The organism is Streptomyces sp. NBC_00212 (genome assembly GCF_045206365.1).
GTDB lineage: Bacteria > Actinomycetota > Actinomycetes > Streptomycetales > Streptomycetaceae > Streptomyces.
In genome coordinates, this window is record NZ_CP108115.1 from 8,204,942 (window position 1) to 8,231,351 (window position 26,410).

The following is a 26,410-nucleotide window of genomic DNA, read 5'->3' on the forward strand; positions in this document are numbered from 1 at the left end:
ATCAGCGCGCCGGATCCAGATGCGGCCGGACGGGCCCGCGCTCACGGGGGGTCGGTCGAGTGACTACCACGCCGAGCAGCGCCGACTGGGGCACGTAGCCGAAGTGGCGGGAGTCCTGCGTGCGGGCCGCATCGCCCCGGACGACCAGCGACCCGGGCGGCACCAGTGAGCCGTCCGCGGCCCCGACGACGGCGCGGACCTCGGGCGGCACGGGGTCACCGGGCATCGCCGAGACCCGCTTGACCAGCCAGGACAGGGCTTCGTCGCCATCGCCGAACGGCAGTGGATTGCGGAAGACCACCGCGTCGCCGAGCCGCACCCGCTGGGTGCGGCGGACCAGCAGGCGGTCGCCGTCGGCGAAGGCCGGCGCCATGCTCGACCCGGTGACCCTGACCAGCGTGACGTGTGCCCGCAGGGCGCGTACGGAAAGAAGGAGCACGCCCGCGCCCACGGCCAGCGCCGCCGTCGTCCGCCCGGCATCCGTCATGTGAGCGCCTTTCGTTCCGGGCGGCTCATGTGGCCGCCTCCGGGGTCCTGGCCCGGTCGCCGCGCTCGGCGTACCCGGCCGCCTGCAGCGCGAAGAGCCGGGCGTAGTGCCCGCCGCGCAGGGCCATCAGCTCGTCGTGGGAGCCGAGTTCGGCGATCTCGCCGTCCACCAGGACGGCGATGGTGTCCGCCTCGCGCAGGGCGCCGAGCCGGTGCGAGACGAGCAGCGCGGTGCGTTCGCGGCGGTGCAGACCGAGCGTGCGGTGCACCTCGTGCTCGGCCTCCGGGTCCAGGCCCGAGCTGGGCTCGTCCAGGATCAGCAGATCGGCCTCGCCCCGCATCAACGAGCGGGCCAGCGCCACCCGTTGCCACTGGCCGCCGGAGAGCGTGACCCCCGGTGTGCCGTCCTCCTCGTCGAGGTGGACCCGGCTGAGCTGGGTCTCGTACCCGTCGGGGAGGCCGCTCAGGGTCGAGTCGATACCGGCGAGCGCCGCGCTGCCGCGGATGCGTTCCGGGTCCTCGCGGTGCGGCAGATCGCCGATGCCGATGTTCTCGGCCGCCGAGAGGTCGTACGTCATGTAGTCCTGGAACGTGACGCCGATCCGGCGGCGCAGCTCGGCCACGTCCATGGTCCGGATGTCGGTGCCGTCCCACAGGATCGCGCCCCGTTCGGGGTCGTAGAAGCGGCAGAGCAGCTTGATGAGGGTGCTCTTGCCCGCGCCGTTGCGGCCCACCAGACCCATCGCGCAGCCCGCCGGGATGGTCAGGTCCACTCCGCGCAGCACCCAGGGGCCGGACGGGTCGTAGCGGAACCAGACGTCGCGCAGCTCGATGCGGCCGGTGAGCGCGGGGGCCGGGGCATCGCCGCGCGGCAGGTCGTCGGGGGTGTCCAGCAGATCCAGGTAGTGGCCGAAGAGCCGGACGCCCTCGGCGGCCGAGCCGGCCTGCAGCACGATCCCGGTGAACGCCCCCTGCACTCCCGCGGCGGCGGCGATGAACAACGTCACATCGCCGACCGTGAACCTGCCGCGCGCGGCGCCCGCGACGACGACCACCGTACCGACGCCGGCTACCAGGGCGTTGAGCGCGGCGAACGCCGACTGCACCAGGGCGCCGCGCCGGGCCACCGCGAGCTCCGCCTCGGTGGCCTCGCTCAGCGCGCGGACCAGCCTGCCGTGCAGGAAGCCGCCGAGCCCGAAGAGCCGGATCTCCTTGGCCGCACGGGGGTCGGTGAGCAGCGAGCGGTAGAACAGGTGGCGGCGCAGCCGGGCCGAGGTCAGCTCCCACACGGTGACCTGGCGGCGGGCCAGCGAGAGCCGGGCGAGCAGGGCAGCCGCGCCGACCAGGAACAACAGGCCCACCATCGGGGGCCATACGGCCAGCAGCGCGCCGGTGAAGCCGCTGATCGCGGCCACCGAACGGACCGCTTCCTGGGTGAACATGGTGATGTTGTGCGGCGCGTCCTCCGAGGCCTGCTGGGCGAGCCGCAGCCGGTCGTGGAACGCGGGGTCCTCGAACCGCCGAAGGCCGTGGAACTCGTCGACCTTGGCGAACAGGGTCCGCTCGACCTCGACGACGAGCCGCCTGCGCACCAACTCGTCGAGATACGCGGACAGTTGGAGCAGGACGGCGGAGAGCGCGCCGAGCGAGGCCGTGGCGACGGCGAGCATGATGGCGTGGCGCACATCGGCGTGCGCGCCGCGGCCGAGCTCGTCGAAGAGCAGCTTGGCGAGCCAGGCGGTGGCGGCCGGTGTCACCCCGACTCCCACGGTCAGGGCGAACAGCAGCGAGGCGCCGCCCGGCGTGGCGCGGAACTGGAGGGCGACCGCCGTCCACGCGGCGCGGGCCCGCAGCCGGTTTCCCGGAGGCGAAGCCGCCTCCGGGAAACCGGCCGATGGATCGGAGTGCGTCATCAGCACTTGTTGGTGCGCTTGGTACACACGCCGTTACAGGTGAACCGGTACTCGTATCCACCCTTGCAATAGCAGAGCGTCCCCACCTCGGGGACGCAGGTGCCCGCGGACTGCTCGCCGATCGCGAGCCGCAGCAGCCGGTCGCCCATCGTGCCGATCATGCGCCTCATGACTACCTCCTGGTTACGCGATGGAAAGGGGCGCTGTCAGCACTTGCCGTCCTTCACACAGGGACCGTTGCAGCTGTAGACGTAGCGGACGTGGTTGGAGCACTTGCAGAAACTGCCGTGCTCGGGGACACAGGCACCGGCCCGGTCCTCCTTCAGCAGCATGCCGAGAAGCCGGTCGCCGATCGTGCCGATCACACGGGTCATCGTGGACCTCCGTCGTAGCGGTGAAGACCGGACCATGGGTGAGATCCAGCCGGGGCAGAAGTTATGTGGTGCACCCAACTGGACGCAAGGGGGCGGGAGTTGCCTGGTTGATTCTTGATCCGTGACGGAACGGTGAGCGGGAAATGGCCACTGTTGCTCAAGTCGCCTTGGGGTTACATTGCCTCTGGCCCACCGTCCCAGGGAGGCGAGAGCTGCTCGTGGCATACGTCCTGCTTGCCGTCCGACTCCTCGTCGGCATCGTGTTCGTGGCCTCCGCCATCGGAAAGGTGCGCGGCGCCGTGGCCTTCAGGAGCTTCGAGAACTCGGCCCGATCCATGGGCGTTCCGGCCCGCCTGAGCCGCACCGTGGCAGTGGCCGTGGTCGCCGGGGAGTGCGCGGCGGTGGTCCTGCTCGCCCTGTGGCCCGCGCCCGGCTTCGTCCTGACCCTGCTGCTGCTGGCCGCGTTCACCACCGGAATCGTCCGTACGCTGCGCAGCGGAACCAAGGCGTCCTGCGCGTGCTTCGGCGCCTCGACCGTCCCGATCGGCCGCCGCCACCTGGTCCGGAACACCGCACTGCTCGCCCTCGCCGCGTTCGGCCTGGCCGCACGTCTCGCCGGGACACCGACCCCCACCGAGGCGGCGGGCGTCCTGATCGCGGCGTTCGGCGCGCTGGTGGGCGCGCTGCTCGTGATCTTCACGGACGAACTGGGCGTGCTGTTCGACGACGGTACGCCGCGCACGTCGGGGCGGGTCCGCAGATCCGCGTCCTGACCACAACCGGCCTGGTTCGCCCGCTGGTTGAGGCTGCCTCGGGGCCTACAGCCCGGTCGCCCCGAACCCTCCTACTGAAGGCGGACACCCCGCCGCACGCTGACACGAGACCCCGGAGAGTCACCCATGCCCTTCCTCGTCGCCGCCGTCGCCCTCATCGCCGTGCTCTGTCTGCTCAACCTGCTGCTCACCTTCGGCGTCATCCGCAAACTCCGCGCCCAGGCCGAGCAGAAGGCCGACTCGGTGGCGGAAGGCCTCATCATCCCGGCGGGCTCCCCGGCCCCGCCCTTCTCGGTGGTCACCACCGCCGGCGAGCGGGTCACGCGCGAAAGCCTCGGCGAGACCATGCTCGGCTTCTTCTCGCCCGACTGCCGGGCCTGCAAGGAGCGGCTGCCGCTCTTCGTGGAGCAGGCCCGCACGACCGCACGCGAGACCGGCCGCAGCGTCCTGGCCGTCGTGCACGGCACCGAGGAGGAGGCCCGCGAGCAGGTGGCGGCCCTGTCCGAGGTCGCGCACATCGTGGTCGAGCCCGGCGACGGGCCGCTCGGCGAGGCCTTCGACATCACCGGGTACCCGGTCTTCGGCCTGATCACCAGGGACGGCACGCTCGCCGCGACCGCCTTCGACCCGGCCCGCCTCCCGGCGCCCTCGAAGACGACGGTCTGACTCCGGTGCCACCGTAAGTTCCGCTCTACGGCTGGACGTTGGGGCTCGGTGAGCACTCCAACTGTTTCTGGCTGGGTATGGCCCCGCAGATCGTCACGGACTCCGCCGGTGCGTCGTCGGTGACCGCGAGCATCTGGGTGTAGGTGTCCCGGTCGGTCCGGATCGTGGCCTGGAGTTCCAGGCCGGTCCGGTCCCGGATCTTGACGACGTCGCCGACCGCGCCGTTCTCGATCCGCCCCCACACCGCATGGCAGGCGGGGCTGTACCGCAGCTCGATGTGCATGCCGCGCAGCCAGGTGTCGTGCGAGGTGCTCGCGTCCCACTGGCAGTCCATGGCCTGCGGATCACGCCGTAGGCAGGTGTCTCCGGAACAGCGCGCGTCCACCTTCCCACCCGCGGGCACGGGAGCCGCCTGGCCGGTCCCGGCACCCGATGCCTGGGCGCCGGGCGTCTTGGCGACCCCGCCATGTGCGCCGGACGCGGTTCCCATGACCACAACGGTGGCGACCGCGCCCATGACCGCGCCGGTCGCGATGTAGCCGACGGCCCCGAGTCTTCGCCGCCAGGACGGGCGGCCGACGAGCCGCCGCCGGGCGGGGACCGGTTCGGGCGGGCGGGGCGCGTCAGGTTCCGCCTCCACGACCGTGGGCGCCGGATCCTGAGGCTCGGCCGTCGCGGCCGCGGGCTCGGGTGTCGCGGGCTCAGGTGCCAACGCCTCGGCGGCGGCCGGTTCCTGGGCAGGCGGCTGGGCCTGGCCCGGCGCCACGAGCAGGGCGAGCAGCGGACGCGGGTCCGCTCCCGTGGCCGCGGCGAACTGCTCGACGGCCACCTTGGAAGGGAGCTGCTTCCCGTTCAGGAAACGCTCCCAGGAGGAGCGGCTGTAGTGGGTCCGCTCGGCCAACTGGCCGTAGCTGAACCCGGATGCCTGCTTGACGCGGCGCAGTTCCCCGAAGAGCTGTTCCTGCGTCCCCGCCGGTGCATCGGTCTGGTCCGACACGTGCTTCCCCCGTCATCACTCGCGGCGGACGGCAACTCCCCTGGCCATCACGCGGACCACAGAGTAACCGGACCTTTCGTCCGAAGGCGTCGATGTGGGCGTCGCACATGTCGCAGGGAGGGGCAGTGTGTGGATCACCACACTCCAGGCTCACTCGGCGGTGCGCCGGAAGGCGGCGCGGTAGTCCCGTGGACGTCGGCCGGTGTGCCGGGCGAAGAGCGCGGCGAAGGTTCCCGGATCGCGGTAGCCGACCGCCGTGGCGATGCCGGCGACGGTGCGGTCCGTGGTCTCCAGGAGGTGGCGGGCGCGCCGGACGCGGGACAACTGCAGGTACTCCAGCGGACTCTGCCCCGTCTCACCCGCGAAGCGCCGCAGCAGCGTACGCGTGCTGACATTGAACGTGTCCGACAGCGCGGCCAGGTCGTACCGGTCGGCGAGGTTCTGGTCGAGCCGGCGCATGACCCGGCGGGAGAAATCGGATCCCGGCTGAGGAAGAAGGCCGACGTCCACGTACGGAGTCTGGGACGAGCGGGCGTCGTCGAGCAGGGCCATCCGTGCGGTCGTCCGCGCCACCTCGGCACCGCTGTGCTCGCGGATCAGGCCGAGGGCGAAGTCGTACATGGCACTGAACGCGGCCGTCGTCGTCACACCCCTGTCGGTGACGACGAGGTGCTCCGGTCGGACATCGGCGTCCGGACAATGCCGGGCCAATTCGTCCGCCAGTAGCCAACAGGTCGTCGCCCGGCGCCCGTTGAGCAGCCCGGCCTCGGCGAGCAGGAACGCGCCGACGCAGATCGAGACGACGACGTCGCCCGCGGCCGCGTGTGAGCGGATCACGGCGATTTCAGGGGCGAGGGCGGCGAGTTTCGCGTCCACGTCGAGGCCCGGTACGAGCTCGAAGCCCGGCAGGACAAGGACGTCGACCTCGCGCGGCGGAGAGACGGCCAGCTGCGCGCCGCCCGACGCGGTGACACGCCGGCGAGGCGAGACGATCGACACCTCGTACCCGGCGCGGTCGGGTCCCGCGACGTGCGCGGCCATCGTCAAGAGATCGGGTACGCCGAACACTTCGGACGCGAAGCAGCCCGGGTAGGCCAGGACACCGATCCGCAGCGCACTCACATTTGCCCCTCTCACCGTGGCGAGATTACCCCCATGTCTGGCGATCCGGCCCCTCGTTCTGTCGGGCACATGGGGTCACGCTGCGACCATGAGTACTGACAGCGGACGCCTCGACGACCCGGCCCCGGACTTCTCCCGCCAACTCGTGGACGTGGACGGGGTGGTGAAAGCGGTATATGTCGCCGGTTCCGGGCCGGCCGTCGTGCTGATGCCGGAGATGCCGGGCATCAGCCCCGACGTCCTGCGCATGGCGCGGTGGGTGCGGGACGCGGGATTCACCGTCCACGTCCCCTCGCTCTTCGGGGTCGACGGGGCCCATCCCACGGTGGAGGGCGGGGAGCGGGTAGTCCGTCGCGCATGTGTCAGTGCGGAGTTCCGTGCGTTCGCCGGGGGTGGCACGAGCCCCGTGACGGCGTGGCTGCGCGGGCTCGCGCGCCGGGCACACGCCGCGTGCGGCGGCGTGGGAGTCGGCGCGATCGGGCTGTGCTTCACCGGCAACTTCGCCCTCACCATGACGCTGGAGCCGGCCGTCGTCGCCCCCGTGCTCGGCCACCCGTCGCTGCCGCTGGATGACCCCGCGGGGCTCGAAATCAGCGACGAGGACGCGCGCGCGGTCCGCGACCGCGTGGAGCGCGACGGCCTGAAGGTCCTCGCCTACCGCTTCGAGGGCGACCGCTGGTGCACGGGCCGGCGCTTCGCCGCCTACCGGGCGCTGCTCGGCGACGCCTTCGACGGCCGTGTCCTGCCCGACAGCGCCGCGAACACCGACCCGCCCCCCTTCTTCCGCGACGTGGTCGGCACCCCGCACAGTGTGGTCACCGCACACCTCGTCGACGAGGCCGGCCATCCGACGCTGAAGGCCAGGGACGAGATCCTCGACTTTCTGGCCGAGCGCCTTGGAGCTCGGTGATCCCGAACTTGTTCGTAACGAACATGTTCGTTACCGTGGACGTGTGACTCCACAGACCCCCGCCCCCCGCAGCCGTCGCGAGCGGCCCGCCAAGCCCGCGCTCACCCACGAGGGCATCGTCGCGACGGCGGTCCGCCTGATGGAAGCCGAAGGGCTGCAGCGCGTCACCATGCGCCGCCTGGCCCAGGAGCTCGACACGGGTCCCGCGTCGCTGTACGTGTACGTCGCCAACACCGCCGAACTGCACGCGGCGATCCTGGAGGAACTCCTGGGCGCGGTCGACCTGGCACCTGCCGCCACCCGGGGCGACTGGCACGACCGGCTGCTCCACGTGCTCGGCTCGTACGTCGATGTGCTGTTCGCGAACCCGAGCCTCGCCCGCGCCGCACTGGTCGCGCGGCCCTCGGGCCCGAACTACCTGGCGCTGGTCGAGGCCATTCTGGAGCTCCTGCACGAAGGCGAGGTGCCGGACGCGCAAGCCGCCTGGGGCGTGGACGTACTGCTCCAGGTCGCCACCGCCACCGCCGCCGAACACTCGACCCGCGAACAGTCCGGCAACGCAGAGAGCGAGCACGACACCCTCACCGCGGCCCTGCGCGAAGCCTCGCCCGACACGCACCCGCGCATCGCCGCGCTCGGTGACGACCTCGTCTCCGGCACGCCTCGGCAGCGCTTCGCCTGGATCTTCGGCGCGGTGATCAACGGCACGAAGACCACACCGCGTGCCTGAGGGCTGCCCGCGTCACCGTCCGCCCCCCCGGACCACCGGACCTACGCAATGAAATGAGAGCACCCCCATGGGCACCCCCATCGGCTCCACCGCGAGCAGCCACACCCCGCACCACCCCATCGCCGTCATCGGCGCCGGGCTCGGCGGTCTCACCCTCGCCCGCGTCCTGCACGTACACGGCATCGAAGCCGCCGTCTTCGACCTCGACGCCTCCCCGGACGCCCGCACCCAGGGCGGCATGCTCGACATCCACGAGGAATCAGGCCAAGAGGCCCTGCGCGCCGCGCAGTTGCACCACGAGTTCCTCGCCAAGGTGCACCCGGGCGGCCAGGCGATGCGCATCCTCGACAAGCACGCCCGCGTGCTGCGCGAGGAGGTCGACGACGGAACCGGCGGCCGCCCGGAGATCGACCGAGGCGACCTGCGCGCGCTGCTCCTCGGCTCCCTGCCGCCCGGCACGGTGCGCTGGGACTCCAAGGTCACGGCGGCGCGTCCGGTGGGCGGGGGAGTGCACGAGGTGACCCTCGCCGACGGCAGTGCGTTCACCACCGGTCTCCTCGTCGGCGCCGACGGAGCGTGGTCCCGGGTCCGGCCGCTACTGTCCGGCGCGACACCCACGTACACCGGAATCTCCTTCGTCGAACTCGACCTCCTGGACGCGGAGACCCGCCATCCCGGGGCGGCGCGGCTCGTCGGTGGCGGCATGCTCTTCGCGGTGGGCGACGACAAGGGATTCCTCGGCCACCGGGAATCCGACGGCAGCCTGCACATCTACACCGCGCTGCGCACCGCCGAGGAGTGGCTGTCCGGCATCGACTTCACCGACACGGCGGCTGCCAGGACAGCTGTCCTGGCCCAATTCGCCGACTGGTCACCCGAGTTGAGGGAGCTGATCACCGACGCGGACGGTCCGATGACACCCCGGACGATCCACGCCCTGCCCATCGGCCACCGCTGGGAGCGCGTGCCGGGCGTGACCCTCCTCGGGGACGCGGCGCACCTGATGTCCCCGTTCGCCGGGGAAGGCGCCAACCTCGCGATGATCGACGGCGCGGACCTCGGACGCTCCCTGGCCCGCCACGCCGGGAACATCGAGGCGGCCCTGGCGGCATACGAGGAGAAGCTCTTCCCGCGTGCCGAAGCGACCGCCAGGGAGTCGGCCGATGGGCTCGACACCATCTTCAACGCTGATGCGCCGCGGCCGTTGCTCGACATGTTCGCGGCTTTCGACGCCCAGACGGCCTGAGGTCAACGCCAGGCGGGTTCGCCGCGGATGACGGACGGCGTCCTCCGCGGCGAACTGATGAGCCGTCAGCCGTCGATGCGGTGCTGGGTCCAGAACGAGGTCAGGTCCGTGGTCGTGGCCGCCTGGGCCGCCGCCTTGAACTCGGCTGTCGTCGAGACTCCGTACCAGTGCGAAGTGGCGTAGTCCTTCAGCAACTTGGCCATGACGCTGTCACCGAGGACGCGCCGCAGGTCGTGCAGAGCGCACTTGCCGTAGCCGTAGACGACGGTCGAGTACCGGGAGGAGTGGGCGTCCCAGTACGCCATGGAGTTCGTGATCTTCTCGGCGGACGACGCCCACGACACGCTGTTCCAGCAGTTGGCGCCGGTCTTGTTCTGCGCCAGATCGGTGGAGTAGTCGGCGAACGCCTCGTCCAGCCAAGGGCTGTTGTACTCGTCGTCGCCGACGATGCCGTACCACCACTGGTGCCCGATCTCGTGCGTGAGCGCCGTGGTGGAGACCAGGTCGAGGACGAAGCCGGGGTATTCCATACCGCCGAACCAGTAGTTGTTGTCGATCACCGCGTCCAGTTCGCCGTACGGGTACGCCCCGAAGCGGGCCGCGTGCGTGTCCACGGCGGACTTGGCGGTGGCCAGCATCGACTGGGCGTCGGACGAGCTGATGCCCGAGACGGAGTAGATGTTGATGGCGGTGCCGGCGGGCGAGGTGCCGGAGATCTTGCTGAACGGGCCGGCCGCCCAGGCGAAGTCGCGGACCTTGGACGCGGTGGCCGTGGTGACGGTGCGTCCGCTGGAGCCAGGGGTGTCGACCGAGGTGCCGGTGGCCGGGACCAGCAGGCTGGTGGGGTGGTCGAGGGTCACCTTGAAGTCGGCGGCCAGCGAGTAGAAGGACTCGCCGTTGTTGGTGTACGGGTCCAGGTGCCAGCCCGCCGCGTCACGGATGGCCAGGACCGGCAGGGCGTTGCCTATGTTGTTGAACGCCCCGTCGGCGCCGAAGCGGTCGGCGCCGCTGGGCACGGTGATGCCCAGGTCGAAGCCGATCGTGGCGCTCTGCCCCTGGGCCAGCGGCGTCGGCAGGTCGATCTTGAGGGCCGTGCAGCCGACCGAGAGGGCGCCCGCGGTACCGCCGGTGACGTTGCTGACCGTGATCGGCATCGCGGAGCAGGTGCCGTGGTAGTTGTCCCACAGCCGCAGGTACACCTCGCTGAGCGCGGTGGCCGAGGCGTTGGTGAAGGTCGCACTCTCGTGCCCGGTCCAGCCGTTGCCGCTCGTGTTGCTGGTCAGGCTGACGTTGTACGAGGGCGCGGCCGGCGTGCGGGTGGAGTCCGCGGGCGGGGTCGAGCCGCCGGAGGTGTCGAGGGCGACGTCGTCGAGGACGAAGCTCGTCTTGAGGCTGGAGTCCTCCGTGCCGGTGAAGGCCACGTTGACGGTCTGCCCCGCGAAGCTGGACACGTCGAAGGACTTCTGCACGTACCCGGTGTTCTTGTCGAGGTTCGAGTACGTCGCCAGCGTGGTGCTGCCGATCTTCGCCGTCAGCTTGTCGTACGCGGTCGACGAGGTCGTCTCGGCCGTGTCGATGTGCAGCCAGAACGTGAGTGTGGTGGTGCTGCATCCGGACGGGATGGTGACGCTCTGGGAGAGCGTGTCGGTGTGTGTGCTGCCCACACCGTTCAGCCAGGCGAAGTGGGTGCCGCCGTGGGCGCTCTCACCGGTGCGATTGGTGATCACACTCGTCGACGACTGGGTCCAGGGTGAAGTACCGCTCTCGAACCCGCCGTTGGCGACCACCTGGGCCGGGGTGCAGGCATCGGCGCGCGGGGCCTGGGCCGACGCCGGGGTGGCGGGAAGAGACACGGCAGCCAGCGCGGCGACGGCGCATGCGGCCGCCGCGAGGGACTTGTGGGGGGTGGATCTCACACGGAACTCCTTTGAGGCGGCCGGGATTCCGGCCTGCTCGGTGGTCGCCCGGCCCGGCTTGGGTGCGCCGGAGGACGACCGCGGACGGTGCGCGGCACGTGCACGATCACTGAGGTGAGACTTGTACCGCCGTCTCCCTGGGGTCACGGCGACGGCTGGGGGGAAGCTTGGCAGGTCTGATCGGAGCATGCCAAGAGAAGTGCTGGACGTGTTTGGAGCCGGTCATGGACGCCGGGCAGCGGCCGCTTTCCGTACTGTCCGAATCCGTCGCAGGGCAGTAACCAGGGCGCGCACCGGCCTCGATTCCCGAGACCGGCACGCGCCCTTCAGCCCTGTGGCACCCCTACGGTGCCGCGTGCGCCTCCCTCTCGGAGTCCTCCTCCGCCACCTCCGTCGCGCGCGGCCGCAGCATCGTCGCGGCCAGCACCGCCGTGGCCACGAGAACGGCCGCGGCCACCCCGGCGACCGTGGCGAAGCCCTGGTCGTAGGCCCGGCGGGCCGCTGCGGTGAGGTTCGAGGCGGTGGTGGCGGGGAGCTGCTTCAGGACGTCCTCCGCCGAGGCGAACGACTCCTGGGCGGCGCTCTGCTGCCCCGGGCTCAGGCCGGGCACCTCGGGCAGCGACGTGCGGTAGGTCGCGGCGAGCGCGGTGCCGAGGATGGCGACGCCGAGCCCGGCGCCGAGCTCGAAGGAGGTCTCCTGGATCGCGGCGGCCTCGCCGGAGCGTTCGGGGTTCGCCGCGGCCATGATGGAGTCCGCGCCCAGCGTCATCACGACCCCCGCGCCCAGCCCGGCGGCGATGAGCGGCACCACGAGCCTGGCGTAGTGCGAGGTGTCCCCGGTCAGTGCCAGGGCCGACGCCGCCGCCGCGAACAGGCCGAGCGAACCGGTCAGCGCCCAGCGGTTGCCCCAACGGGCCGAAGCCCAGGGCGCGGTGGTGGCCCCCACCGCGTTCGCGGCGGCCAGCGGCATGAGGGCGAGCCCGGCCCGTACCGGCGAGAACCCGCCGACCTGCTGGAACCACTGGGTGAGGAAGAACAGCAGCGCCACATAACTTCCGAAGCAGCCGATCACGCAGAGCGTCGCGGTGGAGAAGCGCCGGTCGGCGAAGAGCGAGAAGTCCAACAGCGGTTCTGCCAGGCGTCGTTGGCGACGTACGAAGAGGAAGAGCAGCAGCGCCCCGCCGACTGCCGCGGCCAGGATGAGCGGATCGACCCCCACGTGCTCGCCGGCCTGCTTCAGCGCGTACACCACCCCCGCGAGCCCGGTGATCGACAGGGCGACGCTCGCCATGTCCCAGCGGCGCGGGGAGGGGTTGCGGGATTCGGGCACCACACGGGCGCCCACGACGAGGATGACCAACACGATCGGCACATTGACCAGAAAGACCGCGCCCCAGCCCCAACGCTCGGTGATCAGGCCGCCGAGCAGCGGGCCGAGGGTCGCGCCGACACTGTGGGCCGAGGTCCAGATGCCGATCGCGATGGCGCGTTCCCGGTCGTCGGTGAACACGACGCGGATGATGGCCACGGTCGACGCCATGATCATCGCGGCCCCGATACCCAACGCGACGCGGGCGGCGATCAGTTGGGGCGTCGAGTGGGAGAACGCGGCGGCCGCCGACGCGAGCCCGAACACCGCGAAGCCGCTGAGCACCATGCGCTTGCGCCCGATGCGGTCGCCGAGGGTGCCGCAGGTGACGAGCAGCGAGGCGAGGGTGAGCGAGTAGATGTCGACGATCCACAGGAGTTGCACGCCGCTGGGATGCAGGTCGAGGGACATGCTCGGCACGGCCGCGTGCAGCACGGTCAGGTCGATCCCGCACAGCAGCAGGCTGGTGGAAACCACCGCGAGGACCAGCCATTTGCGCCTCTGCTCGGCAACATCCGATTCGACCGCGGCCTGTGCGGGGGCATCGCTATTCGTCATGCTCGCACTATCGTGGGATACGAATACAGGGCGCAAGTACGGTCTCGAATGTGACGTAGTATCAAGATGTATACCAGGTTTCAAGATGTATACCGTCAAGGTATATGCCGTGGTGGAGGTGGAGTCGTGCGCGACGGTTCGGAACGCGCGGAAAACACGCCGGAATATTGCGCGATCGAGAGTGCCATGGAGGTCCTGGGCGGCCGATGGAAACTGGCCATCCTGAAGGAACTCCTGGCTGGGACACGGCGGTTCAGTGAGCTCAAGCGAGCCCTGCCCCGGATCACCCAGCGGATGCTCACCCGCCAGTTGCGCGAAATGGAGACCGACGGCCTGGTCATAAGAACCGTTTACCGGGAGGTGCCGCCGAAGGTCGAGTATTCGCTCACCGAGATCGGCCGCAGCCTCGACGAAATCGCGGAACAACTCGACACCTGGGGACGCTGGTACCGGACGATGCGGGCCGTTGAGACGGACACGGACCGCGAATTCCCGGTGGCTGATTCTCGTGACGCGGACGCGGAAATCCCCGTCGTACGTGCCTAGCACGCACCCCGCATGGCCGATGAGCCACGCGGGGTGCCCGCACCACCCGCTCAGAACTCCAGGAGGTTCTGCCGGAGCGTGTTCCCGGGGGTGTACGCGGAGCGGGTCAGTCCCCGGCGTTGCAGCGCCGGGACGAGCCCGTCGGTGACTTCGGCGATGTAGCGGCGATTCAGCCGCAGCACAGGCGTCGTAATCATGAAGCCGTCGCCGCCGACCTCTTCCATCACCTCACCCATCCGCTCGGCCACCTGGTCCGGGGTTCCGATCAGCTCAACCGAGGAGACCAGCCCGCCCGCGGCGTCGACGACCAGCTCACGCAGCGTTTTGCCGCTGCCCCACTGCTGGAGCTGGTCGAGCGAGCCCTGTTCCCCATTGGTCTCAAGCCGGTACGGGAGCGGCTCGTCCAGATCGAACTGCGCGAAGTCGATCTCCGTGAGCGCGGATGTCTCGGCGAGGATGTCATGGATGAACTCGGGCGAGTTGATCATCCGGGCGTGCTTGTCCCGCGCATCCTGTTCGGTCTCGCCGAGCACGGGCGTGATGCAGAACAGGACCTTGATGGCGTCCGGGTCGCGCCCGTGGTCCTTGGCGTGGGCCCGCACGTCGTCGCGGAACTGCTTCATGCCCTCCACGCCGTTGGCGATGGCGATGATCGAGTCCGCGTTGCGGGCCGCGAAGGCCCGGCCCCGGGGAGAGGCACCCGCCTGCACGAAGGCCGGCCGGTGCTGCGGCGAGGGCACCGTGTTCAAGGGGCCGCGCACCTGGAAGTACTTGCCCTTGAAGTGGATGGGCCGCACCTTGGTGTGGTCCGCGTACACCCCGCGATCGCGGTCGAGTACGACGGCGTCCGCGTCCCAGGACGCGAAGAGCTGCTTGACGACGTCGACGTATTCGTCCGCCATCTCGTACCGGATATCGCGCGGCGGCAGCTTGTCGAGGCCGAAGTTCTGCGCGGCCAGGTCCTCAGCGCTGGTGACGATGTTCCAGCCGAACCGGCCACCCAGCATGCTGTCCAGGGTCGAGGAGAGCCGTGCTGTCATGAACGGCGGATACGCCAGCGTGGAAAGGGTGGCCACGATGCCCAATTGCGACGTCGCCACCCCCATGGCCACCGCCAGCGGCACGGGGTCGTGCTTGGGCACCACCATCGCCTGCTTGAGGGCCGCCTCGGCGGAGCCGCCGTAGGACTCCGGCACCATCAGCTTGTCCTCGACGATGACGTAGTCGAAGCAGGCGCGCTCCAGCGCCCGGGCCACCTCGGTGTGGAACTTCCCGTCCCACGGCGACCCGCCGGTCCCGAACGGGCCCTGCCAGTCGTCGGGGGTGAAGTTGAAGATGAAGGCGAGATGGAACTTGCCCGCCGACCGGTCCTGCGATGTGGTCCTTGTCATGCGCGTCGTCCCTTCGATGCGGCTGGTGCGGTCCCGTTGCTGCGGTCGTTGGGGGACGTACGGCCGCGTCGGTCCGGGCGGGTGCGGGCGAGCAGCAGGCCCTCGCCGTGGCGGACCATGGCCAGCGCCTCGTCGGTCACGTGGCGGAAGAGCTTCTCGCCGAGCTCCGCGCTGGATCCCGAAGTGGACGACAGGATCCCGTTGTTGGAGATCTGCTTCACATCGATGGGGTGCAGATAGACCCCGCTGCGCGGCGGATCGTCGTGCTCGGGCCGCTCCTCGGTGACCAACTCCGGGCGCAGGTGCAGCATCAGGCTGGTCTCGGTCAGGCCGGCGTGCTCCGCGTGCCAGCCGGGGAAGCCGGGCACCTCGGCGGCGATCCACGATTCCTGGACGAGGCTCCACCAGCTGAAGGCGTACACCTCACGGCCGTCGAGGAGACCGCGAGCACGTACGTGATCGAGCGCCTCGAAGAGGAAGGGCTCGTTCTCGAAGTGGCCGTTCACGATGATCAACCGCTCGAAGGGCAGCGCGACGAGCGACTCCAGGGCTTCCCGTACGAAACGGATGAGGGTGTCGCCGCCCACGTACAGCGTGCCGGGGAAGGAGAGCCCGCCGCCGCTCTGCGGGAGCGAGCGGGCGGCGATCTGGTGCACGGGCAGGGTGAGTCCGTCAAGACCGGCGGCGATCTCGGCCGCGAACGCCTCGGCGAGGTCGGAGTCGACGCTGAGCGGCAGGTGCGGGCCGTGCTGTTCGGTGGCGCCGATCGGCCAGACCAGGGTCCTGCCCTGGACGGACCGGTTCACGTCGGCGCTGGTCAGGGCGGAGTACGCGGCGTGGGTCACCGGGCCGCTCCCGCCGTCGCGCCGGCCGGGCGCACGAGGGCGGCACCGGTCTCGGTCACGATCCGGTCCAGCGTCTCGTACATGTCGGTGTGCAGCGCCGTGTAGACCTGCGCCACGTTCGCGCCCACGCTCAGATAGTCGGCGACGTCCCGGCCGGTGCTCACGCCGCCGCAGCCGAGGACGGGCAGGTCGAAGCCGCGTCGCCGGAGCTGCCAAATGGCAGCCAGGACAAGGGGTTTGATGGCGGGGCCCGAGTAGCCGAAGACGCCGCCGAGTTCGAGGTCGCCGGTTTCGGAAGAGACGGCGGCGCCGGAGATCGTGTCGCTGACCGTGACGGCGTCCGCGCCGCCCGCGACGGCCGCACGCACCCGGTCCACCAGGCCCTCGCCGATGGCGAGTTTGACCGAGATCGGCAGCGTGGTGCGGGCGCGGGTGGCCGCCGTGTAGGCGTGGACCCGGTCGGGGGTGTCCTCCTCGCCGCCGGGCTCCTCGTTGATGCAGGAGATGCCGAGCTCCAGCGCCGGGCAGCCGGTGGCCGCCACGCGGGCGGCGAGCTCACCGAGTTCGGCCGGGGTGTCGGCGTGCACGGAGGCGATCACCGGTAACCGCTCGTCCGCGAAGGACGTGAGGACCGCCAGCCAGTGCTCGACCGACCTCTTGGAGTACGTGGTGCTGTTCAGCATGCCCGAAGGCAACCGTAAGATCCGCTCGTCGAGATCCTGGGGCGGACTGGGGTGGATCGTCTTGGTGACGACGGCCCCCGCGCCGGTCGCGAGGAGCTTGCGGATGTTGCGTTCCTGGTCGGTGAGCAGCCCGGAGCCGACCACGACCGGATTCTTGAGGGTGATTCCCAATATGCGTACGGCGTCGGACAATTGAGGTCTCCGTGGTGAGGCTGTGCGGGATGCGCGGCCGACCGGGCGCGCGGGCCGGGTGACGGCCGGGCAGGGGAGTGCGAGGAGTGCCGTCAGGCGCCCGTGACGATGGCTGAGCCGAGGGCCTCGCGCTGCACCTCGGTGGCGGCGAGCACGGCGTCGACCAGGAGCCCGGGCTTCTCGTTGAACTCGTCGAAGTCGATGACCTGCACCGAGCCCACCCGGTGCAGCCCCTTGAGCAGATGGCTGGCCGAGTCCACGAACGGCTGCTTGGTCACCAGGACGATGGGACGGCCCAGCGCGGTCGCCCAGCCCAGCTCCACGTGCGTGCCGTCGGTGCGGCGCAGGGTGAGGTCGGGCAGCACCGGAAGGACGGGGACGAACACGTCGCACTTGCGCATCCACCGGAAGTCGCGCACCGAGACCTGCTCGGGGGTGAACTGCGCGGTGTCCTCGCCGAACTTCTCCGCCACATGGGCGGAGAAGATGTTGCCGCCGTTCTCCCGGACGGTGCCGATGGCCCTGGTGATCGCGGACTGGAGGTCGCCCGCGAAGCCGTTCGGCAGGATCGCGTGCTGGATCGGACCGCCCACGAACACGTCGAGGCCCGTGAGCAGACCCGACCGGTCATGGATCATTGCCATGTGAATTCTCCTGACAGAAAATTAACGTCGAATTGGTGGGGGAGTGGCATAGCCAGGAGCCGACACGTCATCGAGGACGCGTCGACGGGACGAAATCCCTGAGCGGGATCGAGAGTGAGATCGAGCCATTTGGGTGGCCGAATGGCGGAGCCCTGGCGGGAAAGCGAGGGTGCGCATACGGAGCGCGGAACGCCTCACCGGTCCGAATATGTGCAGGTGCTCCGAGGTTATACGGGCCTGTCCGTGCTCTCGCTCAGCGATGCGTACCGGCCACGGTGGTACAGCAGTGGCTTCCGGCCCTCGGCGGTGTCCAGGGCGAGCACCCGGGCGGCGACGACAGTATGGTCGCCCGCGTCGAACTCGGCCTCGATCGCGCACTCGAACCAGGAGCACGCGCCGTCGAGCCTGGGCGACGCGCCGGGCGGGCAACTCCAGCCCACACCCGCGTACTTGTCGCCACCTGGGCGGGCGAAAAGCCTGCTCAGAGCGGTCTGATCCTCAGCGAGGACGTTCACACAGAAGCGGCCCGCGGCCCTGATGAGCGGCCACGTCGTGGACGTCCGGCCGGGACAGACGAGAATCCGCGGCGGGTCGAGGGAGAGCGAGGAGAAGGCCTGGCAGGTGAAGCCGACGGGCCCCTTCGGGCCCACGGCGCTGAGGACGGTCAGGCCGGTACAGAAGGTGCCGACCGCAGACCGGAATGAATCGGGGGTGACGTGATCCTGAACTGCGATGGATGTGCTGTCGCCATGCAAGGGAAGTTCCTCACGGTAGAGCAGCTGATCCGATCGGCCCGTTTTTCCGTGAGCTTTCTCGGAGATAAAAGTCTGCACTAGATGGCGAGTCGGGACAAGGGACCTATGAATCGTAAACGAGATATTGCAATGATCTAGGTATGTTGAATGATTCGGGCGCCCCAACGCGTATCAGAACGCGCCTAGTTGGACCCCTGGCCCGAGGACGTGGCCTCGGCGACCGCGACGGACAGGTGTTTGCGTACGGGCTCGGGCAGCGGCGTACCCCCTGCGGAGTCCACCACCTGCTCGGCCAGGCTGCGCAGTTTGGTGTTGGTGTGCTGGGAGGTGGTCACCAGCACCTTCCAGGCGTCCTCGGGAGTGAGGGCGAACGCGGCCATGAGGATGCCGCGGGCCAGATCGATGGTCCCCCGGCTCTCCATCGCCCGCCGCAACTGCCCGAGTTCGAGGCGGAGATCCATGTCGGGGTCGGGATCGGGGTCGGGATCGGTGTCAGGGGGAGGGGCGGGCTCGTCCAGGGCTCGCTGCCTGATGTGCAGCAGGATGTTGACGGCGGAGCAGCCGCAGAACTCGACGCCGCTGAGGTCCAGTTGGATGTAGCCGTCCGACCCGGCGGGGTCCGCGTGCAGGGCTTGTCGTAGCTGTTGGTCCGTGGCGAGATCGAGTTCGCCGCACACGTCGACGACGGTCCCGTCGCCGTCGGGGCGGCTGAAGACCGTCAGTCCGGACAGTCGATGTGCGCCGGTGGAGCCGGTCAGCCTGGTGCACGTGCCGGCCCGCCCGGACTCGGACTCTTCACAGTGCGGCATGGCCATCTCCCCCTGCGCACTCCGGCAGTTCCTCCTCGCCCAGATTTGCGCTCACCAGAGACATACGTCAAGAGATACATGAAGCCAAGTTCGGGTATTCCTCAACACGAACCGGCGGGCCTACGATTCGCCCATGGGTGGAGTACCGGAACCGCACACGGGATGGACGTTCATCACCAACCACGCGCGCGTGCTCGCGACCATCGCCGAGGACCAGAACGCGCGGATCCGGGACATCGCCGCCCGCTGCAGACTCACGGAGCGGGCCGTCCAGAAGATCATTTCTGACCTGGAGCAGAGTGGCTTCCTGTCCCACGCCCGGGAGGGACGCGGCAACACCTACCGGATCGAGCCGGGAAAGATCCTGCGGCACCCCGTCGAGGCCGAGGCCGGCCTCACCGTGGCCTCCCTGCTCGGCCTCCTCGCCCAGGACGAGGACCACCGAGCCACGCCGTCCGGCGATGGCGCGCACGCAGACGGGGACGGCCACCGACCGGCGTGACCTGCGGGCGAACCGGGTGTCCGTGCCGCGGCTTGTTCTCGCGGGTGACGCTGGCCGATTGCGAGCTGGTAGTGGGCGTCGTGCGTCGAGAGGATTCTCCCTTGCCGGGTGGGGCGACCGAGAGGGGCGGGAGTTCATGAGGTTACGACGAAGAACGTTGCGGGACGGCGGAGTCGGGGCGCTGCTGCGGGGCATGGTCGCGGTGGCGATCGCCTGCGCGGGAGTGGCCGGGGTGCCCGCGGTGGCGCAGGCGGCACCGGCCGTGGCCACGACCACGTCCGCATGCGGTACGGATTCCGGAGCCAAGGGCCTGGCGAGCTCGCCGGTCTCCGACAGCCTGGTGTCCGTGGACCGCGCGGACGGCCGGATCGCGCAGTTCCAGCTCTTCTACGACACCACGGCCACCAGGGGCCTGCCCTTCGTGTGGCACCGCGAACAGGCCGCACCGGGCGGTGCGTACGGCGCCTGGCAGCGGGTGAGCGCGGCGACCGTGGGGCCCAAGAGCTACTACATCACGGCGATGGAGAACTCGGCGGGCGACCTGGAGCTGCTGTTCTCCACCTACGGCACGTTCTGCCACGCCGTGGAGGACGGCAGCCCGGGCGGCTGGAGCAGCCCGGACGCCTTCGGGCTCGCCCCGACCCCTTACCACGGCGGAGTCGTCCTGTTCAAGGAGCGCGACGGCAGCATCGACGCCTTCGCCTCAGGGGCGAACAACGGCAGCACGATGGAGGTGCGGCACCAGCAGAACGCGGAATCCGGCTGGGGTCCGGTGCTGCCCATGGGACTGGTACCCGGCCAGGACGTGGGGCTGAGCCAGCCGAGCACGGTGGATCAACTCTCGGACGGCAGGCTCCACTTGACGGTACGTGAGTGGAACCGGGACCGCATGTGGGAGATCTACCAGTCGCTTCCCGGCGGCGGTTGGGGCCCGTGGCAGCTGATGTCCCCGACAGCGGCAGCGGCACCTGCCGCGCTGACGGCTGCCGCCGGCCCGCAGCTGAACGTGAACCGCACCACCGGCCTGCGGGACGGCGACATCGTCAAGTTCACCATCGCGGGCGGGCCGCCCAAGGACTACGTCTGGGTCAAGGAGTGCGGCCCCTCGGCGTCCGCGACCACCTGTGACGACGACACGGGCCGCCAGTTCCGCGTGTACCCGGACGGCACGTACCAGCTCTCCCCGAAGAAGCTGTACGCCCAACTGAGCACCACGGCAGGGAAGTTCGACTGCCGTACGGTGTCGTCGAGCAACCCGTGCTTGCTCGCCCTGACCGACAACACCGGGGCGCTGCTCACCACCGTGCCGCTGCGCTTCGCCCCGCACGGGCCCCTGGAGGCGCCGCCCACGTTGCAGGTGAACCCCGACACGGGTCTGGTGGACGGCCAGGCGGTGCGGGCGACGGGCAAGGGCTACGAACCGCAGTACCACGTGGTGATCATGGAGTGCGCGACCGGCTCGACCGACACCTTCGGCTGCCGCCCCCGCTCCCGGCCGCCGGCCACCAGCGACACGGGCCGAGTGGACGAGACGATCACCCTGTCGGCGACGTTCACCGCCATCGACGGCCGCACCATCGACTGCCGTGCCGCGGGCGCGTGTGAGCTGGTGGTCTTCGGCACGCGGGTCCGCGGCCCGGAATCGGTCCGCCACCCGCTCGGCTTCGCACCGCCGCCCGCGTCGGGAGAGTGAGGCACCGGCCCTGGGCTTGGGGGTGCCCTCAGCCCAGGGCCGCCTCCCGGTAGGGCCGGAAGAAGGCACGCAGTTCCTCGGCGTACAGCTCGGGCTCCTCGAAGGGCGCGAAGTGTCCGCCCCGGGCCGGCTCGGTCACGTACGCCACGTTCGCCATGCGATCGAGCCACGCCCGGGGTGGCAGGACGACATTGCCGGGGAACAGCGAGAAGCCGGACGGTACTTCGACGCGGCGGGCGTGCTGGGCGGGCGGGATCGCGGCGTTCGCGCGGTACATGCGCATCGACGAGCCGATGGTCTCGGTGAGCCAGTAGAGCGTGACGTTCGTGAGGATCTCGTCCTTCGTGAAGCTTCGCTCCACGTCGCCGCCGCAGTCACTCCACGCCCGGAGCTTCTCGACGATCCAGGCGGCGAGCCCGGCCGGCGAGTCGGCGAGTCCGAAGGCGGCGGTCTGCGGCTTCGTACGGTGCATGGCGGCGTACGCGCCCTCGGTCGCGCCCCAGGCCGCGGCGCCCTCCAGCCAGGCGCGCTCCTCTGCCGAGAGTTCCGACGGGTCGCCGGAGAAGACCGGCAGGCCCGCGTCGGTGCGGTGGACGGCCACGACCCGGTCGGGGTGGTCGAGAGCGAGGTAGCGGCTGACGTGACTGCCGACGTCCCCGCCCGCCGCGCCGAACCGGTCGTAACCCAGGACGCCCATGAGCTCGGCCCACAGCCCGGCGACGGCGATGGCGTCCAGGGGCGGCCCGGTTGGGCGGTCGGAGTACCCGTAGCCCGGCATGTCGGGCACGACCACGTCGAACGCGTCGGCGGGGTCGGCGCCGTGCGCACCGGGATCGGTGAGGAGCGGGACGACCTTCGAGTAGCGCCAGAACGAGTCCGGCCAGCCGTGGCTGAGGACCAGCGGCAGCACGGGCCCGTCCGACGCGACGGCCCGGGCATGCACGAAGTGGACCCCGAGCCCGCCGAGCGGCACGCGGAAGTGCGGGAGCCGGGCCAGCGCGGCCTCCTGCGCGGGCCAGTCGAACCCGTCCGCCCAGTACGCGACGAGCTCGCGCAGGTAGTCGAGATCAGTCCCGAGTGCCCACCCGGCGGCCTCGGGCGCATCAGGCCAGCGCGTCGCCCGCAGCCGCGCGCGGAGATCCGCGAGCGCGGCGGGGGAGGTCCGCGGGATGAACGACTCGGGGCGGAGCGGGGTGGTGTGCGGCATGAAATGCACCCTAACGGTGGGGTGGTGGCTACCACCTTGTCCTGTACGGCTGTTAGAACCTGGCTCCGCTTCGGGCGGCAGCTTGGGCCTTCCTCGCCGAGTGGACGGTCCACAGGGTGAGCGGCCCGTAGACCGCGAGCATGAGGGCCTGTGAGACGTTGGCCGCGGGCCCGATCGGCAGCAGGTACACGGCCGCGATCCGCAGCCCCGCGTCGATGAGGAGCGAGATCCCCCAGATCAGGGAGACTCGGAACCAGCGGGCCCGCATGGCGGCGGTGTTCGCGGAGTTCCGGAACTCGTCGTGCCGCGCGGAACCGGCCGAGCGGGCGAAGCGCAGGGCCGCGTAATAGGCGAGCGGGCGCCCGATGGCACAGCTGCCGACGAAGACGAGCCCCGCCGTGAAGGAGCCCGCCGCGTCCTTGGCGAGGACGAACCGGGGGTCGCCGGTGGTGAAGCTCAGTGCGAGCCCCGCGCCGAACAGGGCGAGTAAGAACAGCGCGAACGGGTCGAGCCTGCGCTGGCGCAGGACCACCCAGAGTGTGCGCAGCCCGGCGACAACGGTGGCCAGGAGCAGGGCGAGGTAGTTGCCCGCGCCGAACAGCCCGGCGACGAAATAGGCGATCACCGAGAGCCCGATGTCGTAGAAGAGGGTGGAGGCCATCGCCCGCATGGACGGGTCGAGCCGCCTGCGGGGCGCAGTGGCAGCGGACTCGTTGGACGGTTCGGACGAGGTCGGTCGCATGGCGAGCCCCCATTGGTCTCGTAGAGGAAGTCGGTTCCAGCGCATTCCCGCATTCCCGCATTCGGGGACGCATCCATGAATTGCTTCGGGGGATGCCCTCAGGAGAGGGGTGTGGAATGCATTCCATGACGTTCGAGAATGCTTTTGTCTCGAACACAACCGACGTTAACTCGCCCTGGCCGTACGCGTCTTGGGGCGCTCGGTGGACATTCGGGCGGTCGTCTCCACCACTGGGTGGAGAAGGGTGGACGCGGAAGAAGCGGCGCTTGCCCCAGGGCTGCGGCGCCCGGCCGGCTCGCAGGTTCGGGGGCTGATCCAGCCGCACGGAGCCCGGCGAAAGCGTGCGGCCACGTGGCACGCCACCGCTTCGCGAGATGGTCGTGAGTTCCGTTGGACGGCAAAAACAAAGGCAAGGAGAGTGAGCTCTCTCCCTGCCACTCTCAACTTATAGCGCGCTGGGGGGCTTGCCGCAAGGCCCGGGTCATGGCGCACAATCGTCGGCCGAAGCCAGAACCTGCGCATATGGGGGCGCGGTGTCGTCGAATCAGTGGTGGGACCGGCCACCGTGCAGTTGTGGCCGCGGGTGTTCGGTGCGGAGGTGCGCGCCGCCCGAATCGTCAGAGGAAAGGCAAGCAGGGATGAGGACGTGCTCGACAAGAGGTTCGGCAGAGTGGGAGGCGCCGGTGATTCGATCGGCCACCGCAGTGCGACGGGGCACGGTTGCCCGGGGGGCGTCACGATGACTGAGCAGTACGTGCTGGATCTTCAAGAGGTCGACGAGACGCAGGTCGCGGTCGTGGGCGGCAAGGGCGCGCACCTGGGCGAGCTGTCGCGGATCGAAGGCATTCGCGTACCGGGTGGCTTCTGCGTGACGACGGACGCCTTCCGGCGGATCATGGCGCAAGCGCCGTCGATCGAGGATCGGCTCGACGAGCTGTCGCGTCTCGACCCGGATGACCGCGAGGCGATCGGCACGCTCAGCGCGGAGATCCGTCGGACCATCGAAGGGATTGCCGTCCCGGGCGATCTCGTGGCGGCGATCACCGGCGCGCTCGCCCGGCTCGGCGAGGAGACCGCCTGCGCCGTCCGGTCCAGCGCGACGGCGGAGGACCTGCCGACAGCCTCCTTCGCCGGCCAGCAGGACACGTACCTGAACGTCGTGGGGCCGACGGCGATCCTTCACCACGTCAGCCGGTGCTGGGCCTCGCTGTTCACCGAGCGGGCCGTGACCTACCGCCGGCGCAACGGCATCGACCACCGTACGGTCCACATGGCCGTGGTCGTGCAGCGGATGGCCTTCCCGCAAGCGTCCGGCATCCTGTTCACCGCCGACCCCGTCACGGGCAACCGGAAGGTCGCCACCGTGGACGCGGGCTTCGGCCTCGGCGAGGCGCTGGTCTCCGGCCTGGTGAACCCGGACGTCTTCAAGGTGCGACACGGCGAAGTCGTCGCCAAGACGATCGCCGCCAAGCAGCGTGCCGTCCACGCCCTGCCGGCCGGCGGCACGCGGGAAGTGGCGATCGACTCGCGGCGTCAGGAGGAACCGGCGCTGACGGATGCGCAGGCCGTGCATCTCGTGCGGCTCGGGCGGCGGATCGAGGCGCACTTCGGCCACCCGCAGGACATCGAATGGTGCCTGGTCGACGACGACTTCCAGATCGTTCAGTCCCGGCCGATCACGACGCTGTACCCCGTCCCCGAGGCCGGTGACCAGGAGAACCACGTCTACGTCTCCGTCGGTCATCAGCAGATGATGACCGACGCCATGAAGCCCCTGGGGCTCTCCATGTGGCAGCTGACAGCCATGGTGGCGATGCACGAGGCCGGCGGCAGGCTGTTCGTCGACGTCACCCGGCGCCTGGCCTCGCCCGCGAGCCGTGCCGGCCTCCTCGACCTCATGGGGAGAGGCGATCCGCTGGTCAGGGACGCGCTGGAAACCGTCCTCGACCGCGACGACTTCGTCCCCGCGCTCCCCGACGAGGCCCCCGGTGGGCCGCCGGCCGGCGGCCCACCCGCCCCGATCGAGACCGATCCGGCCATCGTGGCCGAGCTGATCGAGCGCAGCCGGGTGTCCATCGCCGCCCTGGAACGCGACATCCGGACGAAGACCGGACCGGCACTGTTCGACTTCCTCCTCGACGCCTTCGAGGAGCACAAGAGCGTCCTCAGCGACCCACTGAACATCCAGGCGATCATGGCGGGGATGGAGGCCACGTGGTGGCTCAACGACAGGCTGAAGGAGTGGCTGGGCGAGAAGAACGCGGCTGACACGCTGACGCTGTCCGCCCCCGACAACGTCACGTCGGAGATGGGACTGGCACTGCTCGACGTCGCGGACGTGATCCGCCCGCATCCGGAGGTGCTGGCGTTCCTGGAAGGCGTCGAGGACGAGGGCTTCCTGGACGGGCTGGCGAAGCTCGCGGGCGGGACCGAGGCGCGGGACGCCATCGAGGCCTACCTCGACCGGTACGGCATGCGCTGCGTCGGCGAGATCGACATTTCGAGGCCACGTTGGCGCGAGCGGCCCAGCACGCTCGTGCCGGTGATCCTCGACAACGTCAGGAACTTCGAGCCGGGCGCCGCCGAGCGGCGCTTCGGGCAGGGGCGGCAGAAGGCGCGGAAGAAGGAACAGGACGTGCTGTCACGCCTGCGGGCCCTGCCGGACGGGGACCGGAAAGCCGACGAGACCAAGCGCATGATCGACCGGGTCAGGACCTTCATCGGATACCGGGAGTACCCGAAGTACGGCATCGTCAGCCGCTACTTCGTCTACAAGCAGGCCCTGATGGGGGAGGCCGAGCGCCTCGTGCGGGCCGGTGTACTGCGTGCGAAGGAGGACGTCTTCTACCTCACGTTCCAGGAACTGCACGATGTCGTGCGCTCGAACCGGGTGGACGACCGGCTCGTCCAGCAGCGCAAGGAGGCGTTCCGGTCGTGCCAGGCGCTCACGCCGCCCCGGGTGCTCACCTCGGACGGTGAGGCCGTCACCGGGGCGTACCGGCGTGACGACGTGCCCGCCGGCGCCCTGATCGGACTACCCGTCTCCGCCGGGACCATCGAGGGACGGGCCCGCGTCATCCTCGACATGGCGGACGCCGATCTCGAAGCGGGCGACATCCTGGTCACGACCTTCACGGACCCCAGCTGGTCGCCGCTGTTCGTCGCGGTCGCGGGCCTGGTGACGGAGGTGGGCGGCCTGATGACCCATGGCGCGGTGATCGCCCGGGAGTACGGCTTGCCGGCCGTCGTGGGCGTCGAGCAGGCCACCCGGCGGATCCGGGACGGGCAGCGCATCCGCGTGCACGGAACCGACGGGTACATCGAGATCCTGCCCTGACCGA

Annotated in this window: 25 protein-coding genes; 9 read left to right on the top strand and 16 right to left on the bottom strand. The window is 70.2% G+C overall.

Going from position 1 to position 26,410, the window contains the following annotated elements:
* Nucleotide 1: 1 nt before the first annotated feature.
* From OHA17_RS37520 to OHA17_RS37535, 4 genes are read right to left on the bottom strand one after another with little or no spacing between them, the layout of a single operon-like run.
* On the bottom strand, nt 2-487 hold the full coding sequence (locus OHA17_RS37520; protein ID WP_406510233.1) for a S26 family signal peptidase: 486 nt from the start codon (nt 485-487) through the stop codon (nt 2-4).
* Nucleotides 488-512: 25 nt separating this feature from the next.
* A complete protein-coding gene (locus OHA17_RS37525; RefSeq protein WP_406510234.1) occupies nt 513-2,399 on the bottom strand; it encodes an ABC transporter ATP-binding protein in 1,887 nt (628 codons plus the stop codon).
* Nucleotides 2,399-2,569, bottom strand: a complete 171-nt coding sequence (locus tag OHA17_RS37530; RefSeq protein WP_406510235.1) for a hypothetical protein — start codon at nt 2,567-2,569, stop codon at nt 2,399-2,401. The genes OHA17_RS37525 and OHA17_RS37530 overlap by 1 nt, the downstream gene beginning before the upstream one ends.
* 36 nt (nt 2,570-2,605) lie before the next feature.
* On the bottom strand, nt 2,606-2,773 hold the full coding sequence (locus tag OHA17_RS37535; protein ID WP_406510236.1) for a hypothetical protein: 168 nt from the start codon (nt 2,771-2,773) through the stop codon (nt 2,606-2,608).
* A gap of 218 nt (nt 2,774-2,991) precedes the next feature.
* Between OHA17_RS37535 and OHA17_RS37540 the strand changes: the two genes are divergently transcribed.
* The gene (locus OHA17_RS37540; protein WP_406510237.1) at nt 2,992-3,546 is read left to right on the top strand and encodes a MauE/DoxX family redox-associated membrane protein; all 555 of its coding nucleotides are present in this window, start codon (nt 2,992-2,994) and stop codon (nt 3,544-3,546) included.
* Nucleotides 3,547-3,672: 126 nt separating this feature from the next.
* Entirely contained in the window at nt 3,673-4,212 is a 540-nt protein-coding gene (locus OHA17_RS37545) for a TlpA family protein disulfide reductase (protein WP_406510238.1), read from the top strand.
* 25 nt (nt 4,213-4,237) lie between these two features.
* Here the strand turns inward: OHA17_RS37545 and OHA17_RS37550 are convergent, their stop codons facing one another.
* Both OHA17_RS37550 and OHA17_RS37555 read right to left on the bottom strand, forming a co-directional pair.
* Complete coding sequence (locus OHA17_RS37550; RefSeq protein ID WP_406510239.1) at nt 4,238-5,209, bottom strand: helix-turn-helix domain-containing protein; 972 nt, start codon at nt 5,207-5,209, stop codon at nt 4,238-4,240.
* A 150-nt stretch (nt 5,210-5,359) separates the two neighbouring features.
* Entirely contained in the window at nt 5,360-6,331 is a 972-nt protein-coding gene (locus OHA17_RS37555; protein WP_406510240.1) for a GlxA family transcriptional regulator, read from the bottom strand.
* Between the two features lie 88 nt (nt 6,332-6,419).
* Between OHA17_RS37555 and OHA17_RS37560 the strand changes: the two genes are divergently transcribed.
* From OHA17_RS37560 to OHA17_RS37570, 3 genes are all read left to right on the top strand, one after another.
* On the top strand, nt 6,420-7,241 hold the full coding sequence (locus tag OHA17_RS37560) for a dienelactone hydrolase family protein (RefSeq protein WP_406510241.1): 822 nt from the start codon (nt 6,420-6,422) through the stop codon (nt 7,239-7,241).
* Nucleotides 7,242-7,284: 43 nt separating this feature from the next.
* A complete protein-coding gene (locus OHA17_RS37565; protein ID WP_406510242.1) occupies nt 7,285-7,971 on the top strand; it encodes a TetR/AcrR family transcriptional regulator in 687 nt (228 codons plus the stop codon).
* Between the two features lie 67 nt (nt 7,972-8,038).
* Nucleotides 8,039-9,217 carry an FAD-dependent oxidoreductase gene (locus OHA17_RS37570; protein WP_406510243.1) on the top strand — a complete coding sequence of 393 codons (1,179 nt, stop codon included), beginning with the start codon at nt 8,039-8,041 and terminating at the stop codon, nt 9,215-9,217.
* Nucleotides 9,218-9,282: 65 nt separating this feature from the next.
* On the opposite strand, the gene OHA17_RS37575 is transcribed toward OHA17_RS37570, so the two are convergent.
* Together OHA17_RS37575 and OHA17_RS37580 are read right to left on the bottom strand one after the other, a co-directional pair.
* A complete protein-coding gene (locus tag OHA17_RS37575) occupies nt 9,283-11,133 on the bottom strand; it encodes a M1 family aminopeptidase (RefSeq protein WP_406510244.1) in 1,851 nt (616 codons plus the stop codon).
* A gap of 343 nt (nt 11,134-11,476) precedes the next feature.
* Nucleotides 11,477-13,060 carry an MFS transporter gene (locus tag OHA17_RS37580; protein WP_406510245.1) on the bottom strand — a complete coding sequence of 528 codons (1,584 nt, stop codon included), beginning with the start codon at nt 13,058-13,060 and terminating at the stop codon, nt 11,477-11,479.
* A gap of 126 nt (nt 13,061-13,186) precedes the next feature.
* On the opposite strand from OHA17_RS37580, the gene OHA17_RS37585 reads away from it, so the two are divergent.
* On the top strand, nt 13,187-13,606 hold the full coding sequence (locus tag OHA17_RS37585) for a winged helix-turn-helix transcriptional regulator (RefSeq protein WP_398876969.1): 420 nt from the start codon (nt 13,187-13,189) through the stop codon (nt 13,604-13,606).
* Between the two features lie 50 nt (nt 13,607-13,656).
* Here the strand turns inward: OHA17_RS37585 and OHA17_RS37590 are convergent, their stop codons facing one another.
* The 6 genes from OHA17_RS37590 to OHA17_RS37615 all read right to left on the bottom strand — a co-directional run bounded on the left by OHA17_RS37590 (nt 13,657) and on the right by OHA17_RS37615 (nt 18,925).
* Nucleotides 13,657-14,997: an NtaA/DmoA family FMN-dependent monooxygenase gene (locus tag OHA17_RS37590; RefSeq protein WP_406510246.1), complete on the bottom strand. Its 1,341-nt coding sequence runs from the start codon at nt 14,995-14,997 to the stop codon at nt 13,657-13,659.
* On the bottom strand, nt 14,994-15,842 hold the full coding sequence (locus OHA17_RS37595) for a creatininase family protein (protein ID WP_406510247.1): 849 nt from the start codon (nt 15,840-15,842) through the stop codon (nt 14,994-14,996). The genes OHA17_RS37590 and OHA17_RS37595 overlap by 4 nt, the downstream gene beginning before the upstream one ends.
* Nucleotides 15,839-16,717: a dihydroorotate dehydrogenase gene (locus tag OHA17_RS37600; RefSeq protein ID WP_406510248.1), complete on the bottom strand. Its 879-nt coding sequence runs from the start codon at nt 16,715-16,717 to the stop codon at nt 15,839-15,841. The genes OHA17_RS37595 and OHA17_RS37600 overlap by 4 nt, the downstream gene beginning before the upstream one ends.
* A 92-nt stretch (nt 16,718-16,809) precedes the next feature.
* Nucleotides 16,810-17,361 (bottom strand): nucleoside 2-deoxyribosyltransferase, encoded by a 552-nt coding sequence (locus OHA17_RS37605; protein WP_406510249.1) that lies wholly within the window; start codon nt 17,359-17,361, stop codon nt 16,810-16,812.
* A 227-nt stretch (nt 17,362-17,588) separates the two neighbouring features.
* Nucleotides 17,589-18,116, bottom strand: coding sequence for a flavin reductase family protein (locus OHA17_RS37610; protein ID WP_406510250.1), 528 nt, complete (start codon nt 18,114-18,116; stop codon nt 17,589-17,591).
* A gap of 182 nt (nt 18,117-18,298) precedes the next feature.
* Nucleotides 18,299-18,925 (bottom strand): ANTAR domain-containing protein, encoded by a 627-nt coding sequence (locus OHA17_RS37615; RefSeq protein WP_406510251.1) that lies wholly within the window; start codon nt 18,923-18,925, stop codon nt 18,299-18,301.
* Nucleotides 18,926-19,058: 133 nt separating this feature from the next.
* Here OHA17_RS37615 and OHA17_RS37620 point away from each other — a divergent pair, with 133 nt between their 5' ends.
* Entirely contained in the window at nt 19,059-19,427 is a 369-nt protein-coding gene (locus OHA17_RS37620) for a winged helix-turn-helix transcriptional regulator (protein WP_406510252.1), read from the top strand.
* Nucleotides 19,428-19,563: 136 nt separating this feature from the next.
* Nucleotides 19,564-21,120 carry a neocarzinostatin apoprotein domain-containing protein gene (locus OHA17_RS37625; RefSeq protein WP_406510253.1) on the top strand — a complete coding sequence of 519 codons (1,557 nt, stop codon included), beginning with the start codon at nt 19,564-19,566 and terminating at the stop codon, nt 21,118-21,120.
* A gap of 28 nt (nt 21,121-21,148) precedes the next feature.
* Here the strand turns inward: OHA17_RS37625 and OHA17_RS37630 are convergent, their stop codons facing one another.
* Nucleotides 21,149-22,327: an epoxide hydrolase family protein gene (locus OHA17_RS37630; protein ID WP_406510254.1), complete on the bottom strand. Its 1,179-nt coding sequence runs from the start codon at nt 22,325-22,327 to the stop codon at nt 21,149-21,151.
* A 52-nt stretch (nt 22,328-22,379) separates the two neighbouring features.
* Nucleotides 22,380-23,069, bottom strand: a complete 690-nt coding sequence (locus OHA17_RS37635; protein WP_406510255.1) for a VC0807 family protein — start codon at nt 23,067-23,069, stop codon at nt 22,380-22,382.
* A 739-nt stretch (nt 23,070-23,808) separates the two neighbouring features.
* Between OHA17_RS37635 and rph the strand changes: the two genes are divergently transcribed.
* The gene (gene rph / locus OHA17_RS37640) at nt 23,809-26,406 is read left to right on the top strand and encodes a rifamycin-inactivating phosphotransferase (protein WP_406510256.1); all 2,598 of its coding nucleotides are present in this window, start codon (nt 23,809-23,811) and stop codon (nt 26,404-26,406) included.
* Nucleotides 26,407-26,410 lie beyond the last annotated feature (4 nt).

Excerpts from the sequence above, each read along its gene's own strand:
- OHA17_RS37535 (WP_406510236.1), bottom strand. The coding sequence starts at position 2,773 with ATGACCCGTGTGATCGGCACGATCGGCGACCGGCTTCTCGGCATGCTG.
- OHA17_RS37635 (WP_406510255.1), bottom strand. The coding sequence starts at position 23,069 with ATGCGACCGACCTCGTCCGAACCGTCCAACGAGTCCGCTGCCACTGCG.
- OHA17_RS37590 (WP_406510246.1), bottom strand. The coding sequence starts at position 14,997 with ATGACAAGGACCACATCGCAGGACCGGTCGGCGGGCAAGTTCCATCTC.
- OHA17_RS37570 (WP_406510243.1), top strand. The coding sequence starts at position 8,039 with ATGGGCACCCCCATCGGCTCCACCGCGAGCAGCCACACCCCGCACCAC.
- OHA17_RS37530 (WP_406510235.1), bottom strand. The coding sequence starts at position 2,569 with ATGAGGCGCATGATCGGCACGATGGGCGACCGGCTGCTGCGGCTCGCG.
- OHA17_RS37620 (WP_406510252.1), top strand. The coding sequence starts at position 19,059 with ATGGGTGGAGTACCGGAACCGCACACGGGATGGACGTTCATCACCAAC.
- OHA17_RS37520 (WP_406510233.1), bottom strand. The coding sequence starts at position 487 with ATGACGGATGCCGGGCGGACGACGGCGGCGCTGGCCGTGGGCGCGGGC.
- OHA17_RS37560 (WP_406510241.1), top strand. The coding sequence starts at position 6,420 with ATGAGTACTGACAGCGGACGCCTCGACGACCCGGCCCCGGACTTCTCC.
- OHA17_RS37525 (WP_406510234.1), bottom strand. The coding sequence starts at position 2,399 with ATGACGCACTCCGATCCATCGGCCGGTTTCCCGGAGGCGGCTTCGCCT.
- OHA17_RS37545 (WP_406510238.1), top strand. The coding sequence starts at position 3,673 with ATGCCCTTCCTCGTCGCCGCCGTCGCCCTCATCGCCGTGCTCTGTCTG.
- OHA17_RS37615 (WP_406510251.1), bottom strand. The coding sequence starts at position 18,925 with ATGCCGCACTGTGAAGAGTCCGAGTCCGGGCGGGCCGGCACGTGCACC.
- OHA17_RS37580 (WP_406510245.1), bottom strand. The coding sequence starts at position 13,060 with ATGACGAATAGCGATGCCCCCGCACAGGCCGCGGTCGAATCGGATGTT.
- OHA17_RS37630 (WP_406510254.1), bottom strand. The coding sequence starts at position 22,327 with ATGCCGCACACCACCCCGCTCCGCCCCGAGTCGTTCATCCCGCGGACC.
- OHA17_RS37605 (WP_406510249.1), bottom strand. The coding sequence starts at position 17,361 with ATGGCAATGATCCATGACCGGTCGGGTCTGCTCACGGGCCTCGACGTG.
- OHA17_RS37625 (WP_406510253.1), top strand. The coding sequence starts at position 19,564 with ATGAGGTTACGACGAAGAACGTTGCGGGACGGCGGAGTCGGGGCGCTG.
- rph (WP_406510256.1), top strand. The coding sequence starts at position 23,809 with ATGACTGAGCAGTACGTGCTGGATCTTCAAGAGGTCGACGAGACGCAG.